The organism is Bacillus sp. JNUCC-21, assembly GCF_041222765.1.
GTDB lineage: Bacteria > Bacillota > Bacilli > Bacillales > Bacillaceae > Bacillus > Bacillus velezensis.
The window spans coordinates 3,267,067-3,280,678 of the sequence record NZ_CP166019.1 but is presented as its reverse complement, the minus strand read 5'-3'; the positions used below and the strand labels follow the sequence as shown (position 1 = coordinate 3,280,678).

19 protein-coding genes are annotated in these 13,612 nt (G+C 43.3%); 15 read left to right on the top strand and 4 right to left on the bottom strand.

The features are described 5' to 3' along the window. Positions 1-142 precede the first annotated feature (142 nt). The 9 genes from JNUCC21_RS16685 to JNUCC21_RS16645 all read left to right on the top strand — a co-directional run bounded on the left by JNUCC21_RS16685 (position 143) and on the right by JNUCC21_RS16645 (position 6,843). A complete protein-coding gene (locus JNUCC21_RS16685) occupies positions 143-673 on the top strand; it encodes an HD domain-containing protein (protein WP_007408684.1) in 531 nt (176 codons plus the stop codon). A gap of 137 nt (positions 674-810) precedes the next feature. Beyond that, complete coding sequence (locus JNUCC21_RS16680) at positions 811-1,047, top strand: DUF2642 domain-containing protein (RefSeq protein ID WP_003152023.1); 237 nt, start codon at positions 811-813, stop codon at positions 1,045-1,047. Positions 1,048-1,183: 136 nt separating this feature from the next. After that, the gene (locus JNUCC21_RS16675; RefSeq protein WP_015418110.1) at positions 1,184-2,290 is read left to right on the top strand and encodes an AI-2E family transporter; all 1,107 of its coding nucleotides are present in this window, start codon (positions 1,184-1,186) and stop codon (positions 2,288-2,290) included. A 61-nt stretch (positions 2,291-2,351) separates the two neighbouring features. Next, positions 2,352-2,573, top strand: coding sequence for a spore germination protein (locus JNUCC21_RS16670; RefSeq protein ID WP_007408682.1), 222 nt, complete (start codon positions 2,352-2,354; stop codon positions 2,571-2,573). A 72-nt stretch (positions 2,574-2,645) separates the two neighbouring features. After that, on the top strand, positions 2,646-2,894 hold the full coding sequence (locus JNUCC21_RS16665) for a YueH family protein (RefSeq protein ID WP_003152028.1): 249 nt from the start codon (positions 2,646-2,648) through the stop codon (positions 2,892-2,894). A gap of 65 nt (positions 2,895-2,959) precedes the next feature. Then, positions 2,960-3,358: a YueI family protein gene (locus tag JNUCC21_RS16660; RefSeq protein WP_003152031.1), complete on the top strand. Its 399-nt coding sequence runs from the start codon at positions 2,960-2,962 to the stop codon at positions 3,356-3,358. A 96-nt stretch (positions 3,359-3,454) separates the two neighbouring features. Beyond that, the gene (locus JNUCC21_RS16655; RefSeq protein WP_003152033.1) at positions 3,455-4,006 is read left to right on the top strand and encodes a cysteine hydrolase family protein; all 552 of its coding nucleotides are present in this window, start codon (positions 3,455-3,457) and stop codon (positions 4,004-4,006) included. Positions 4,007-4,023: 17 nt separating this feature from the next. Beyond that, complete coding sequence (locus JNUCC21_RS16650; RefSeq protein ID WP_020954301.1) at positions 4,024-5,490, top strand: nicotinate phosphoribosyltransferase; 1,467 nt, start codon at positions 4,024-4,026, stop codon at positions 5,488-5,490. A gap of 129 nt (positions 5,491-5,619) precedes the next feature. Continuing rightward, on the top strand, positions 5,620-6,843 hold the full coding sequence (locus JNUCC21_RS16645) for an EAL and HDOD domain-containing protein (protein ID WP_007408678.1): 1,224 nt from the start codon (positions 5,620-5,622) through the stop codon (positions 6,841-6,843). Between the two features lie 6 nt (positions 6,844-6,849). Here the strand turns inward: JNUCC21_RS16645 and JNUCC21_RS16640 are convergent, their stop codons facing one another. Next, on the bottom strand, positions 6,850-7,191 hold the full coding sequence (locus tag JNUCC21_RS16640) for a hypothetical protein (RefSeq protein WP_025285192.1): 342 nt from the start codon (positions 7,189-7,191) through the stop codon (positions 6,850-6,852). A gap of 465 nt (positions 7,192-7,656) precedes the next feature. Between JNUCC21_RS16640 and degQ the strand changes: the two genes are divergently transcribed. From degQ to JNUCC21_RS16610, 6 genes are all read left to right on the top strand, one after another. Then, the gene (gene degQ, locus JNUCC21_RS16635; RefSeq protein ID WP_003152043.1) at positions 7,657-7,797 is read left to right on the top strand and encodes a degradation enzyme regulation protein DegQ; all 141 of its coding nucleotides are present in this window, start codon (positions 7,657-7,659) and stop codon (positions 7,795-7,797) included. Between the two features lie 207 nt (positions 7,798-8,004). Further along, the gene (locus tag JNUCC21_RS16630; RefSeq protein ID WP_157774448.1) at positions 8,005-8,865 is read left to right on the top strand and encodes a polyprenyl synthetase family protein; all 861 of its coding nucleotides are present in this window, start codon (positions 8,005-8,007) and stop codon (positions 8,863-8,865) included. Continuing rightward, positions 8,834-9,007 (top strand): competence pheromone ComX, encoded by a 174-nt coding sequence (gene comX, locus JNUCC21_RS16625; protein ID WP_012118314.1) that lies wholly within the window; start codon positions 8,834-8,836, stop codon positions 9,005-9,007. Before JNUCC21_RS16630 ends, comX begins: the two co-directional genes overlap by 32 nt. A gap of 13 nt (positions 9,008-9,020) precedes the next feature. Then, positions 9,021-11,321: a histidine kinase gene (locus JNUCC21_RS16620; protein ID WP_369878340.1), complete on the top strand. Its 2,301-nt coding sequence runs from the start codon at positions 9,021-9,023 to the stop codon at positions 11,319-11,321. Positions 11,322-11,401: 80 nt separating this feature from the next. After that, complete coding sequence (locus JNUCC21_RS16615) at positions 11,402-12,046, top strand: response regulator transcription factor (RefSeq protein WP_003152052.1); 645 nt, start codon at positions 11,402-11,404, stop codon at positions 12,044-12,046. 21 nt (positions 12,047-12,067) lie between these two features. Then, a complete protein-coding gene (locus tag JNUCC21_RS16610) occupies positions 12,068-12,451 on the top strand; it encodes a hotdog fold thioesterase (protein ID WP_012118312.1) in 384 nt (127 codons plus the stop codon). A 39-nt stretch (positions 12,452-12,490) separates the two neighbouring features. On the opposite strand, the gene mnhG is transcribed toward JNUCC21_RS16610, so the two are convergent. Genes mnhG through JNUCC21_RS16595 form a run of 3 tightly spaced genes read right to left on the bottom strand, consistent with a single transcriptional unit; the run spans position 12,491 to position 13,609 of the window. Then, positions 12,491-12,865 (bottom strand): monovalent cation/H(+) antiporter subunit G, encoded by a 375-nt coding sequence (gene mnhG, locus JNUCC21_RS16605; protein ID WP_003152056.1) that lies wholly within the window; start codon positions 12,863-12,865, stop codon positions 12,491-12,493. Then, positions 12,849-13,133 carry a Na(+)/H(+) antiporter subunit F1 gene (locus tag JNUCC21_RS16600; protein ID WP_012118311.1) on the bottom strand — a complete coding sequence of 95 codons (285 nt, stop codon included), beginning with the start codon at positions 13,131-13,133 and terminating at the stop codon, positions 12,849-12,851. The genes mnhG and JNUCC21_RS16600 overlap by 17 nt, the downstream gene beginning before the upstream one ends. Continuing rightward, the gene (locus tag JNUCC21_RS16595) at positions 13,133-13,609 is read right to left on the bottom strand and encodes a Na+/H+ antiporter subunit E (protein WP_007408672.1); all 477 of its coding nucleotides are present in this window, start codon (positions 13,607-13,609) and stop codon (positions 13,133-13,135) included. The genes JNUCC21_RS16600 and JNUCC21_RS16595 overlap by 1 nt, the downstream gene beginning before the upstream one ends. Positions 13,610-13,612 lie beyond the last annotated feature (3 nt).

Genomic DNA, 13,612 nt, shown 5'->3' with positions numbered 1-13,612 from the left:
TTTTGTTTGTACAATCACTTCGGGGTCCGGCGGCATATGATGAATGAAACAACGTATAAGGGGTATAAGAAATGTATCAGATGAATTGAGTTTCTTCTCGATTTATGTTAGGATTCTAAAAATATATTAAGGAGGGGTTTCCATGAGAAATGTAACGTTAATGGATGTCTTCACCCATCCAATCGCACAAAAGTATTTACAGCGTTCCGGTGTCGCCCATGCGATCGCCTGCGCGTTTCATGCATACCGTCTTGCCGTAAAAGCAGGTGTCAGCCCGGATCTTGCGGCGAAAGCGGCTTTACTGCATGACGTCGGCCATTATGAATGGTACACAGACGGCAAATGGGATTATGAAAAGTACAGAAGAAACGATATCCATGCCATTAAAGGCGCGGAACGGGCGCATAAGCTGCTCATCCGGCTCGGTGAAGAACCGAAAGCGGCGAAGGACATTGCGCTGGCGATTCTGCTTCACACCGATTCCTATCTGCCTGAAGGCGAACTGGACAAGAATACGCTCCAGCAAATCGTGAAACAAGCGGATGAACTCGATGAAGAACCCGGCGGACATCACCATTACCGCCAAATGGATCACACGGCCGCGCTCAAACAAATCCAAAAGCTTGATCAGTTAATTGACCAAGCCCAATATCCCTTAAGAAGCTCAGTCTAGGCCACTCATGCGGCCTTTTCCGCTTACATAACTCCGCATGCTCACTAACACCTTTTCCGCTCCGATAGACGTACTGTGTCAAAGCCTTTGTCCGCTGCATATGCTGAAGGAAAACATAGTAAAGGGGATCAGCGAAAATGGCCCATCAAGGAAGCCCGCAAATCGTCTCGTTAGTGGATCCTTACGTTTATCAGACCATCCATAAGCTTATCGGCTCAAGGTTTATCATTCAAACCGTCAGACGCATTGTCAGAGGACGGCTGATTGATGCCACTCCGGATCACATCGCCATTGAAGAAACGCATGACCGTGTATTTTATATCAGAAACCGCCATGTGGTTTCCGTCATGCCTGATTATACCGAACGCGTGTAACAGCACGAATAAGGCGCAAACCGGAGGCGGCCCTATAGAACCCCGGTGCGTCTTCTTTTTTGAGATACATAGATGCACGGCGGCTTTTTTTGGTACAATCACAGTACAAGTTCACATGACAATAGGAGGAAACCGCTTGTTGAAATCAAAGGTCCATTTTTGGACGCTGCAAATTTTGCTCGTTTTGCTCATTATTTACGTATCAACGAAAGTCTCGTTTATTTTTCAGCCGTTTTTCGGTTTTATCACCACTCTGTTTTTTCCGATTTTGATCTCGGGCATTTTGTTTTTCATTTTTAATCCGATCGTGCGCCTGCTTGAGAAAAAAATCCCCCGGACATTGGCGATCCTGCTCATTTATCTCGTTTTCATCGGCCTGATTGCCTTTATGTTCACCGCCATCGGACCGATTGTGGCTTCCCAGGTCACGGGGCTGATTAACAATTTCCCTGATTACATTCATCAGATTCAAGTCTTGACGGCGCAATTATCCCATTCCAAATGGTTTACGTGGATGATGACGCAGGATTATGTGTCGATAGAAAAAATCCAGCAGTCTCTGACGGGATTTTTACAAAGCCTTCCGCAAAATATTACGGCAAGCCTGTCGGCCGTGTTCGGCGTCGTTACGAATATCACGCTTGTCGTGATCACCGTTCCGTTCATTTTGTTTTATATGCTGAAGGACGGCCGGCGGTTTCCGCTCTTGGCGGTTAAAATCCTGCCTACTTCCTACCGGGCGGAAGGTCGCAAAATATTTAATGACTTATATGTCACATTGGCCGCCTATTTCCAAGGACAGCTGCTGATTTGTCTCTTTGTCGGAACGGCATGCTTTATCGGATATTGGATCATCGGCCTGCAGTATGCGTTAATTCTCGGGATGGTGATCGCCGTCACCAATATCATTCCGTACCTGGGGCCGTTTCTCGGGGCGGCGCCCGCGGTGATTATCGCGTTTATGGATTCGCCGGCTAAGGCGCTGTTTGCCGTTATTGTTGTCGTTGTCGTCCAGCAGCTTGACGGGAACCTGCTTTCTCCGCTTGTCATCGGGAAACGGCTCAATACCCACCCGCTCACCATTATTCTTCTGCTTATCGGAGCGGGCAGTTTCGGCGGCATTCTCGCAATGATTCTGGCCGTGCCGGTTTACGCGGTTTTAAAAGCTTTCGTCTTAAATATCGTCCGGCTTATCAAACTTCGTCAGCGGTCAAAGCTCGAAGACAGCCGCAAGCCGAAATAAAAACGGGCACAACTCCCGATGCAGCGCATAAAATGCTGTAAAGAAAAGCGGAGGTGTGGGTATGCCTGCAATTGTGGGACCGATTTATATTATGAGTTTAGCCGGAGACGCTGCGGCGAGCTTCGGTGACGTGTTTGCCATTTCTCCCAAAGCCGTTGACCACTCAGGCGCGGGGGCAGGGGCGTTTCATTCCGGAGATTTTGTCAAAGTCACTAATAAATTCAGCAAAACGCGCTTTGAAGACATCGATGTGTTTGACGAACCTGATTGGTTTAACGCGTGACAGCCTCCTTTTAGGAGGCTGTCGCTTTTTTGTAGTATAATAGAATCAGTCTTTATAAAAGGGGAATTTTTTATGAAAATCAGAAAAGCGAATATTACCGTGCAGTCCGGAATGATCGGTGATGTATATCTGCATGAAAATAAAAAAGAACAGCATACCCTTGTAGCCGTTCCGGAACTTGAGTGGAGCACGATCATTTCCTATGAGGAAGAGAAAAAGGCGCTGGCGCAGCGGCTTTTACAATCATTCAGCAAGCTGATTGAAGAAGAACCCGCCGGAGAGCTCGCCGGCAAGATCTCCCATTGGGTGGCTGAAATGTAACGAAGCGGTTTACCGCGTCCCGTCCGGGGCGATAATTGTAAAACAAGCTGAGGAGGGACAGGCCGATGAGCGACAAAACGGTTGACCTTTATTTACAGCAGGGGATGTACGGCCCTCTGCAGACGAAACCGGATGAACGCCATTTATTTTTAGGCTCGCTGCGTGAAAGAGTCATCATTGCCCTGACGAAGGGGCAGGTGCTGCAAAAGCAGCCGTATGAAGAAGTGAAACAGGCGCTGAAAAGCCGAAAAGACGCGGTGCTCTATATAAACGGAAGGCTCCCGTATCATGCTTATTCACCATATATGAAGCTTGCCGCACTTGCCGGTGTCCGAAGCTCCGTCATATCGGATCTTCAATTCGAAACGCCGCTCGGCCTGGTTTTTGCCGCCGATTATGCCGTGAACCTTGACGGCATTTACGTACAGGATGACATTTTTCAGCGCTCACTCCTGAAATCTTAAAAGGGCAAAACACCGTTTGTCATTTTACAATGCCAATTCACTTACAAGTGGAGATAGGATATAATGGTTTTCATATGAATGGCGGGGAGGCCGGCTATGAAAAAAGCATTTATATGCATTGATTATACGAATGATTTTGCAGCAGAGAACGGGGCATTAACCTGCGGAGAACCCGCGAGACAGATTGAAGATACGATTGTCAGTTTGACGCAAGCATTTATAGAAAACGGTGATTACGTTGTCTTTGCGGTTGATTCGCATGATGCAGACGATGATTTTCATCCCGAGACACGCCTGTTTCCTCCGCATAATATCAACGGCACGGAGGGCAAAGAGCTGTACGGAAGGCTATCGCCTCTTTATGAGAAACATAAACACGCAAAAAACGTAAATTATATGGAAAAAACGAGATATTCTGCTTTTGCGGGAACGGATTTAGAGCTGAAACTGCGGGAACGGCAGATCACTGAGCTGCATCTTGCGGGCCTGTGCACGGACATCTGCGTTCTTCACACGGCGGTTGACGCCTACAACAAGGGCTTTCAGATCGTCATTCATCAAAACGCGGTGGCCAGCTTTAATCCGGAAGGGCATGAATGGGCCCTGTCCCATTTTAAGAACAGCATCGGAGCGCAAGTGGCAGAGTAAGGAAGGGGAAAACAATTTTGGTGGAGCATGGTTTTAAAGACGACAGTTTGTCTTTACATACAGATCTTTATCAAATTAATATGGCCGAAACGTACTGGAGAGACGGCATTCATGAGAAAAAAGCGATTTTTGAGCTTTTTTTCAGAAAGCTTCCCTTTGAAAACGGCTATGCGGTATTTGCGGGCTTAGAAAAAGCAATCGAATACTTGGAGAACTTCAAATTTACCGACAGCGATCTGAATTATTTAAAAACGGAATTGCACTATGCTGATGATTTCATTGAGTATTTACGGGATCTTTCTTTTACCGGATCTCTTTACAGCATGAAAGAAGGCGAGCTCGTTTTTAACAACGAACCGATTATGCGGGTCGAAGCGCCCCTGATCGAAGCCCAGCTGATTGAGACGGCTCTGCTTAACATTGTGAATTACCAAACATTAATCGCCACGAAAGCGGCCCGCATTAAAGGCGTTGTCGGTGACGAAGACGCCCTCGAATTCGGAACGCGGCGCGCCCATGAAATGGATGCGGCTATGTGGGGAGCGAGAGCGGCTTTGATCGGCGGCTTCAGCGCGACGAGTAATGTAAGAGCCGGAAAGCGTTTTAATATACCGGTATCCGGCACGCACGCTCATGCGCTCGTACAAGCGTACCGCGATGAATATACGGCATTTAAGAAATATGCGGAGACCCACAAAGACTGCGTATTTCTCGTAGATACGTACGATACGATCCGTTCGGGCATGCCGAATGCGATTAAAGTCGCAAAGGAATTCGGCGACCGGATCAACTTCATCGGCATCCGCCTGGACAGCGGGGACTTGGCGTACCTGTCAAAAAAAGCGCGTGAAATGCTTGATGAAGCGGGTTTCACAGACGCAAAGGTCATTGCTTCAAGCGATCTTGATGAGCACACGATATTAAATCTGAAATCGCAAGGAGCGAAAATCGATACGTGGGGCATCGGCACGAAGCTGATTACCGCATACGATCAGCCGGCTCTCGGCGCGGTTTACAAGCTTGTCGCCATTGAAGAGGACGGCAAACTGACCGACACCATTAAAATTTCGTCAAACCCTGAAAAAGTGACAACGCCGGGAAGAAAGAGAGTATACCGGATTATCAACAAGCTGAATCACCACTCGGAAGGTGATTATATCGCGCTTTATGACGAGCGGGTAAATGATCAGAAACGCTTAAAAATGTTCCATCCCGTCCACACGTTCGTCAGCAAATTCGTCACTGATTTCTATGCGAAAGACTTGCATGAGCCGATCTTTGAAAACGGCGTTTTATGCTATGATAATCCCGAAATTACCGACATCCAGCAATACGTGCAGGATAACCTCAAACTTCTGTGGGAGGAATACAAACGGATCAGCAAGCCGGAAGAATATCCGGTCGATTTAAGCGAAGACTGCTGGAGCAACAAGATGCAGCGGATTCATGAAATCAAAAGCGAGCTGAAACGGGAACTTGAATAGAAGACAAAGCGGCCTTTCCTTTCTCTGGAAAGGCCTTTTTGTTGTGATAATATTTTTCACATTTAGACAAATTTCGTCAAGTTATTTGATATACTTATGTTCGAAGGCCGCATCTAAGGGGGTAAATGAATGAAGGTGTTTGTTGCGAGACAGCCTATCTTCAACAGAAACGAACAGGTTGTTGCTTATGAACTTCTTTACCGGGAGAGCGAAGAGAACCGTTATTCGGCCGCTGACGGAGATAAAGCTACGACGGATCTCATTATTAACAGCTTTATCAACATCGGAATCGAAAAGCTGACTGAGGGGAAACGCTGCTTTGTGAATTTTACAGAAAGCCTGATGTTTTCAGATCTCCCTACCTCCTTTGATCCTGACCAGCTTATTATCGAAATTCTTGAGGACATACCGATCACTCCGGCACTCATCTCAAGATGCAGACAGCTGAAGAAATTAGGATATACATTAGCACTTGATGATTTTTACGCCATCAATCCGGAAAATGAAGAGTTAGTGGAACAGCTGATGAAATATATTGATATTTTAAAAATCGATTTTTTGCAATCCTCGCGTCTGGAGCGCAAAAAAATCATTCAGACGTACAGCTGTAAAAGTCTGATTTATTTAGCGGAGAAAGTGGAGACGAGAAAAGATTATAAACAGGCGGCCATAGACGGCTTTCACCTGTTTCAAGGATATTTTTTCAGTGAACCGCGTGTCATCAGCGGAAATGATCTGACGTTTCATTTTCATTCTTACTACCAGCTTTTAAGCGAATTAAACAATGACCAGCCCAATATACAGCGCGTGACGGAATACATAGAGCGGGACGTCAGCTTATCGTATCAGATTCTGCGTTTTTTAAACGGATCGCAAACAAGGCTGAAAAAAAAGATAGACAGCATCCAGCAGGCCATCATGATGCTTGGGCTGAATGAGATTAAGCGCTTGATTTACATTCTTTCATTTAGAGATTTAACGGCGAAAAGCCACTCAAGCCAAAAAGAAATCATTAAGATTTCCTTAATCAGGGCCAAACTGTGCGAACTGCTGGCGAAAAGAACCGGAAGGCCCCAGCCCTCTTCTTACATGCTGATCGGCATGTTTTCGCTCATCGATACGCTTCTCCACAGGGAGCTGGAGGATATCATCAAAGAACTGCCTTTAATCGATGAAGTCGGACAGGCGCTGCTCGGTTATGAAAACGATTATTATAAGATGCTCGCGTTCGTCAAAGCCATTGAATGCAACAACTGGGACTGTGACGAGTGGGGAAAAGAACTGAACAAAGAAGAAGCGTATGAATGTTACTTACAGGCGATCGAATGGTGCCGGCAGCTGATCGTGGATTGAGCCGCTTTAAGCCGACCACCTGAGGGCGATGGTAAACCGGCTTTGCTCTCTGATCAGACTGACACGGATGCCGTCGGGATTATACGTCACGTCAAAGTCATTTTTGATGCCGGTCTGCTTAATGAGCCGCTTGACCGCTGCGGTGTCAGATGATTGCGCTGCGGTGAGGATACGGCGCGCAAGCTCTTTTGACGCCGACAGCCGCGCAAGGAGCAGGCGGGCATCCTCCAGCATGCCCGCAGCCTCTTTTGCGGACGCTGTCAAAATATCTGCGTGAACCGGGGGACTGGGCGCAGGATGCCGGTATGGCGCGGCGAAAACAGGACAGCATGGATACACATAATGCATACGGCGGCCTCCTTCCTGAGAAAACATTGGTTATACATGAGTATAGGCGGCGTGATAACGAGTTATGACATGCAAAAAGACCACAATGCGGGGGTTGCGGTCTTTTCGGTGTTTGTCGGTGGTTATGCGACGCTGTTCGCCCATTCTGTTTTGAAATTGCGACGGCAGGGACTATAGTCCTTGCCGGTTTGTCGGAAAACCGTTAAAAAAACAGCAGAACCGCCAGATTGGTCTGCTTCATCCTAAACGTCTGCCTTTCTGGTAGTTATATAGTCCTGTTCGCTAAATGCTCCGTTCGGGACTATGGGATTACCCCGGTTTGCGGTGTCACGCAGATACTTTTACACATACTTTTCGGTGAAAAATCCCGCAAAAACGTTTACACTATTAGTAACAGATCAAATACCTAGGACTCGTTCACCATACACAATTCATTGATCTTTCAAAAAAAGGAGTGTGGAAACGGTGGAAAACAAATTAGAAGAAGTAAAGCAATTATTATTCCGACTTGAAAATGATATCAGAGAAACAACCGACTCATTACGAAACATTAACAAAAGCATTGATCAGCTCGATAAATTCTCATATGCAATGAAAATTTCTTAAAAAGACTTGGAAACAAGTCTTTTTTTTGTGCATTTGTTATACAATTAATGGATAAAGTATTATATGATTGTTAAAAAACAATAAACATGCTGTATTTGAACAAAAGGGTTTAGTAAAATAAAGTGAGGGATTCATATAGCTAAGAAATTAACTCTAGAAGCAGAAGATGTAAAGGACACAATAAACCATATTCTCAAAAAAAATGATGTGAATAAAGAAGTAAGTAAACATGTTTTGAATTTTGCTGATACAAAAAACAACTTTCCATTTGCTGAGTTAGCTTTAGATCATTATTTGGCTTTTGGAGGGAATGATTTTGAAGAAATACTAGATTTAGGAGCAGGGATTGAACTGCTTATCTTAGCGGCTGATATTTTTGATGACATACAAGATAAGGATCGTCCAAATGCAGAATGGATGAAAATGGATCAGGCTGTATCTTTAAATATTGCAACCTTAATTTATACAATAGCTCTCCAAGTGATATCATCTCGAGATCCGGAAGGGTTATTACTCAAGACAGCTCTAAAATATACAGTTCAAGCTATGGAAGGACAACACATTGATTTGGTTGATAATACTTTAACTGAAAATCAATGCATTGAAATGATTAAGAAAAAGTCAGGGGCTTTGACAGCTTTAGCAAGTATGCTGGGTGCTGTACTTGCAACTAAACGTTATCAATCAGATGTGGAGCAGTATGCTTTCTATATAGGGGTTGCAGCTCAATTAAAAAATGATTTATTTGAGATAATGTATGTGAATAATACGGAAACCTTTTTCAAAAAGACAAATTTGGCAATTCAGTTCTTAGAGAAAAAATTCAACACAGTATCCACAGAATTGTTAAACAACAACTTTCAACAATCAGAGTTAAAACGGCTTCTCTTAGAATCTGGTGTTATCCATTATATGTCAGTTATGATTAATGTATATAATTTGAAAGTGAAAAATGGACTCGAAAATTTAAATTTGACTTTAGAGAACAAAAACTATTTAATTAAAAAAATTTGCGAGAATGAGAAGGTGGATAAAAATGCAGGAAATAGTAAATTATTTAGTTCGTAATCCCGAAATTGTTCAAAAATTGAGAAGAGAAGAAGTCAGTATCATAGGTTTAGATAAAGAAGAGGTGAAAGGGGTATTGCTTGGATTTGATCAATTAATCTCAATGAGTTCAAAAGACGAGATATATTGGAAACCGTCATGAAACAGGGGTAAATATGAAGTTATCTAAAAATACGTATTCCATTTTATTAATTTTACTCAGCTTGTCTTATATTTTCTATTTAACTTATATAAATGTAAATAATTTATTTGTAGGAGCCACCGCAAATGTTAATAACAAGAATCAAATAGAGATTACCAAAGTATCAGATTACACAATGGCTTATTATGCTGGTGTTAAAAAAGGTGACATTGTAATTAAAATTAATCAGAATAAGAGCGTTGAACCAAAAGATTTAAAACAAAATACATTGAAAAACGTAAGATCTATGACAGTTGAAAGATCTGGTGAAATAGTTGATCTCAAAAATTTAAGTTTATTAAGTGAAGACAACTTATTTGTTTATTTAATACCTGTTATTTTTTTCTTTGTATGCCTTAGTTGTATTATCCTTATTTTAAAAATTAATAAGGAGCAAGATTCAGTTTCAGCTTTTATATTGATCATCTTTTTACTCACTACTGGTATAGCATATGTAAGTGCGGGAGGTTCATCAAAAGGAGATATAATAAGCCGATACGTAAATGTCATAACTTTAATATCCGTACCGGTAAATTATCTCTTGTTTATTTACCAATATATCAAAGAATTTGGATACAAGATTTTTAACGGGAAAGTTTTTGTTGCTTTATATACAGTCCCTGTTATTAATATAATACTAGAGTTTTTTAGGCATTGCTTTGAAAGAGGAGTAGTGGGGAAAGTTAATCTAGTATCAATATCTCTCCTTTATTTAATAGCTCTATTTTTCATTACTGTAGGTTTAATAAAGTACAAAAAAACAGAGCAAGCAAATATTCTTAAGACTTTTCTTTTAATTAATATTTTTGCTTTCTCACCATTTGTATTTTTGTATGTGGCACCCTACATCATTTTTAATGACTATTATGTTTCTTCTTTTTTAGTTGCGCCTTTTCTTTTATTAATTCCTTTTTCTTTAGTTTATCAATTTATGACTAATAAAATCTATGAAATTGATTTTATTATTGGGCGGTTGAAATATTATAGTCTTTTAGCTGTCACTCCTACTTTACTTATTATTACAATTTATGATCTTGTACAAGATCCAAACTCAGAGTTTTATACGTTTAAACTAACTTTGCTGACATATATTATTATGTTGGCTGTGTTTTATTCAAAAGAGATCTTAGATTTTCGTTTCCGTTTAAAGCGTTTTTCTGAAAAACATAATTATCAGGACAGCATATTCAAGTTTACTCAAATAATTAAAGGAGCTTCATCCTTAAAGCAAGTATTCACTGAACTTGAATCTACTCTACTTGAAGTTTTGATGGTTAGTAAAGTATGTGTTTTAGAGGTAGAAGGAGACTTAAATGAAAGGTATTTTTTTAATGATAATGAGAAAAAATTATGGGAGCCGTATTCTCATCAATTAGCTGAAACGACAAGCGAAATTGGCAAGATAGTTCAGGTGGATAAAGGGTTTTTAATGAAAATAGGGGAACGGGGCACTAAATCATACATTGTACTGTGTTTATCATTTATGAATACTCCGAAACTAACTTGGGATGAGATTTCTTGGTTAAAAACCTTATCATTCTATACCAGTATTACGATGGAGAATGTGCTTAAAATCGAAGAACTTATGAATCATCTCGAAGATTTAAAGAAACAAGAGACAAACCCGGTATGGCTCAAAAAGCTGATGTTTACGATCGAGGAAAAGCAGCGTTCGGATTTGGCCCGTGATCTGCATGATTCAGTGCTGCAGGACTTGATTTCTTTGAAGCGCCAGTGTGAGCTGTTTCTGGCCGATTTTAAGAAAGAGGAGCCTTGCCAGTTAGAGGTGCAGGACAAGCTTCATCAGATGAATGAGCAGATGTCGGATGTCATTTTGATGACCCGGGAGACGTGCCATGAGCTTCGGCCTCAGCTGCTGTATGATTTGGGCCTGGTCAAGGCGGTATCCAAGCTTGCCGCACAGCAGCAGGAGCGTGCGCCGTTTCATATCCGTCTGAATACGGGCCGGTTTACGGCGGCGCTGGATTTGGATACGCAGCTGAATTTGTACCGCATTATTCAGGAATTTCTTTCGAACGCCATGAAACATTCACAGGCGAATGAGGTGCTGATTATGCTGATCAGCATTCAAAATAAAGTGATTCTGCATTATGAAGACGACGGTGTCGGATGCAATCAGGAAGAAGGCGGCGGGCAGTCGATGAGCATGGGTCTTTCGGGTATTAAGGAGCGCGTCCGTGCGCTTGACGGACGGATGAAAATCGACACAAGTGAAGGAAACGGTTTTAAAGTAGATATTGAAATGGAATTGTAACCAATTTATCACCAAATCGACTTGGCAGAAGCCAAGTCTTTTTAATAAAATGGAAATGAGTGAGTAAAAGGGAGGAAACCATGAAAAAGATACTAGTGATTGATGATCATCCGGCTGTCATGGAGGGCACCAAGACGATTCTGGAAACGGACACGAATCTTTCTGTCGATTGCCTCAGTCCTGATGCCAGTGAACAATTCGTTCTCCGGCATGATTTTTCAGCTTACGATCTCATATTAATGGATTTAAATCTGGGTGATGACATCAGCGGCATAGAGCTTTCCAAGAAAATCTTAAAAGAGAATCCTCTCTGTAAAATCATTGTCTACACAGGCTATGAGGTTGAAGATTATTTTGAAGAATCCATCCGCGCGGGCCTGCATGGCGCCATCAGCAAAACCGAATCTAAAGAGAAAATCATGCAATACATATATCACGTGCTCAACGGACAGATTTTAGTTGATTTCTCCTATTTCAAACAGCTGATGACCCAGCAAAAAACAAAAACGTCTTCTTCCCCTCAAAGTGAGCAGGATCGGTTAACCCCGAGAGAGCGACATATTCTCCAAGAGGTCGAAAAAGGTTTGACCAATCAGGAAATCGCAGATGCGCTTCACTTAAGCAAGCGGTCAATTGAATACAGCCTGACATCCATTTTTAACAAGCTGAATGTCGGCTCCCGAACTGAAGCGGTGCTGATCGCCAAGTCAGATAACGTACTATAAATCTTGAAGGGAGAATGACCTATGAATCTGAACAATACATTGCTCGGCGCACTCGGTATTGAAATCACTGAAAACACGCCGGAGAGATGCGTGGCGGTGATGCCGGTGGATAAGAGGACGGTGCAGCCTTTCGGATATCTGCATGGAGGCGCGTCAGCAGCGCTGGCGGAGACTGTTGCAAGTGTCGGGGCCCAGCATTTTATCGACCGGTCGAACCAGGCGTGTGTCGGGCTTGAGATTAATGCCAATCATTTAAAATCCGTGAAAGAGGGCGGGACGGTCACGGCGATTGCGAAACCCGTTCACACAGGCAGGGCAACCATTGTGTACGAGATTAACATTTTCGATGAACGGGAAAGGCTGATCTGTGTTTCCCGCTGCACACTGGCTGTTATAACAAAATAAACAAACAGCCGGAACCCTGAATCGTCCGGCTGTTTGTTTTTATAAATATGAATCTTCTTTTCGTTTGATCACAAAGTTTCTGATTCCTTTGTAATCATCCTGTACGCTTCTTTTATCAAGCGCCGCTCCCGAATTGTACGCGGCCCTGCATATGAGGTGCGCTCCGACCGGCGCCGTCAGCAGGATAAAAATGATGCCGAGCAGTATTTTTACAGAAATTTCTCCGGTCAGCATCCACAAGTAGCCTAACACCCCGAGCAATACCAAATTAACGCCGAGTGTCGAGCCTTTTGAAGAGGCGTGGGCGCGCGTATACACATCAGGAAGCCTGAGTGTGCCGAAAGACGCGACCAGGCAGATCAGCGATCCCATCAGAATACAAACGGCGACGGCCCATTTAACGATTTCGATCATTTTCGATAATCTCTCCTTTCTCCAAAAACTTAGCAAAGGCAATCGTGCCGATAAACGATAAAATGCCGAGCAGCAGAATGATGTCCAAAAAGGCCGATGTGTTTAAGAGAATGGATACAAGCGCGGTCATGGCAATCAGATTAATGCCGATCCCATCAAGCGCGACGACCCGGTCCGGTATCGTAGGCCCTTTTATGACGCGAATGACGTACAGAAGAGTCGAAACCGCCATAATGCCGAGTGATAATTGCAGAATAAACGTAAACATCAGCGGCTCACCTCCTGAATGGCTTTCTCAAAAGAGACGCGGATGTCATGGATCGCTTTCTCCGCATCTTCAATGTCCATGGCGTGTATATAGAGAATCGACCGGTCATCGGAGATATCCATCACGAGCGTACCCGGTGTTAAAGTGATTAACAGCGAGAGCAGCGTGATCTCCCAATCCTCCGTCAATTCCGTCTTAAACGCGAAAATGCCCGGGCGGATGTTCAGTTTCGGCGATATAACGGTTTTCAGCACGCTGACATTGGCCAAATATAATTCCTTTATAAAGATCAGCGCCAGTTTGATGACTGACCATATTTTCCAAATGTAAAACGGCCGCGAGAAGAAGCGCCGGAAAAAAAACAGCGCCGCCAAGCCCGCGATAAATCCGGTCATAAAACCCGCCGCGCTGAGGCTGTTTGTGAGAAACATCCAGCAAACAGCGAGAAGAACATTTAATAATAGTTGAAAAGCCATGCC

What these genes read in the sequence shown, in the direction of transcription:
- JNUCC21_RS16640 (WP_025285192.1), bottom strand. Translation starts at nt 7,191, where the DNA reads ATGCATTATGTGTATCCATGCTGTCCTGTTTTCGCCGCGCCATACCGG.
- JNUCC21_RS16685 (WP_007408684.1), top strand. Translation starts at nt 143, where the DNA reads ATGAGAAATGTAACGTTAATGGATGTCTTCACCCATCCAATCGCACAA.
- JNUCC21_RS16615 (WP_003152052.1), top strand. Translation starts at nt 11,402, where the DNA reads ATGAAAAAGATACTAGTGATTGATGATCATCCGGCTGTCATGGAGGGC.
- JNUCC21_RS16670 (WP_007408682.1), top strand. Translation starts at nt 2,352, where the DNA reads ATGCCTGCAATTGTGGGACCGATTTATATTATGAGTTTAGCCGGAGAC.
- JNUCC21_RS16665 (WP_003152028.1), top strand. Translation starts at nt 2,646, where the DNA reads ATGAAAATCAGAAAAGCGAATATTACCGTGCAGTCCGGAATGATCGGT.
- JNUCC21_RS16660 (WP_003152031.1), top strand. Translation starts at nt 2,960, where the DNA reads ATGAGCGACAAAACGGTTGACCTTTATTTACAGCAGGGGATGTACGGC.
- JNUCC21_RS16655 (WP_003152033.1), top strand. Translation starts at nt 3,455, where the DNA reads ATGAAAAAAGCATTTATATGCATTGATTATACGAATGATTTTGCAGCA.
- JNUCC21_RS16600 (WP_012118311.1), bottom strand. Translation starts at nt 13,133, where the DNA reads ATGTTTACGTTTATTCTGCAATTATCACTCGGCATTATGGCGGTTTCG.
- JNUCC21_RS16610 (WP_012118312.1), top strand. Translation starts at nt 12,068, where the DNA reads ATGAATCTGAACAATACATTGCTCGGCGCACTCGGTATTGAAATCACT.
- JNUCC21_RS16595 (WP_007408672.1), bottom strand. Translation starts at nt 13,609, where the DNA reads ATGGCTTTTCAACTATTATTAAATGTTCTTCTCGCTGTTTGCTGGATG.
- comX (WP_012118314.1), top strand. Translation starts at nt 8,834, where the DNA reads ATGCAGGAAATAGTAAATTATTTAGTTCGTAATCCCGAAATTGTTCAA.
- JNUCC21_RS16620 (WP_369878340.1), top strand. Translation starts at nt 9,021, where the DNA reads ATGAAGTTATCTAAAAATACGTATTCCATTTTATTAATTTTACTCAGC.
- JNUCC21_RS16645 (WP_007408678.1), top strand. Translation starts at nt 5,620, where the DNA reads ATGAAGGTGTTTGTTGCGAGACAGCCTATCTTCAACAGAAACGAACAG.
- mnhG (WP_003152056.1), bottom strand. Translation starts at nt 12,865, where the DNA reads ATGATCGAAATCGTTAAATGGGCCGTCGCCGTTTGTATTCTGATGGGA.
- JNUCC21_RS16680 (WP_003152023.1), top strand. Translation starts at nt 811, where the DNA reads ATGGCCCATCAAGGAAGCCCGCAAATCGTCTCGTTAGTGGATCCTTAC.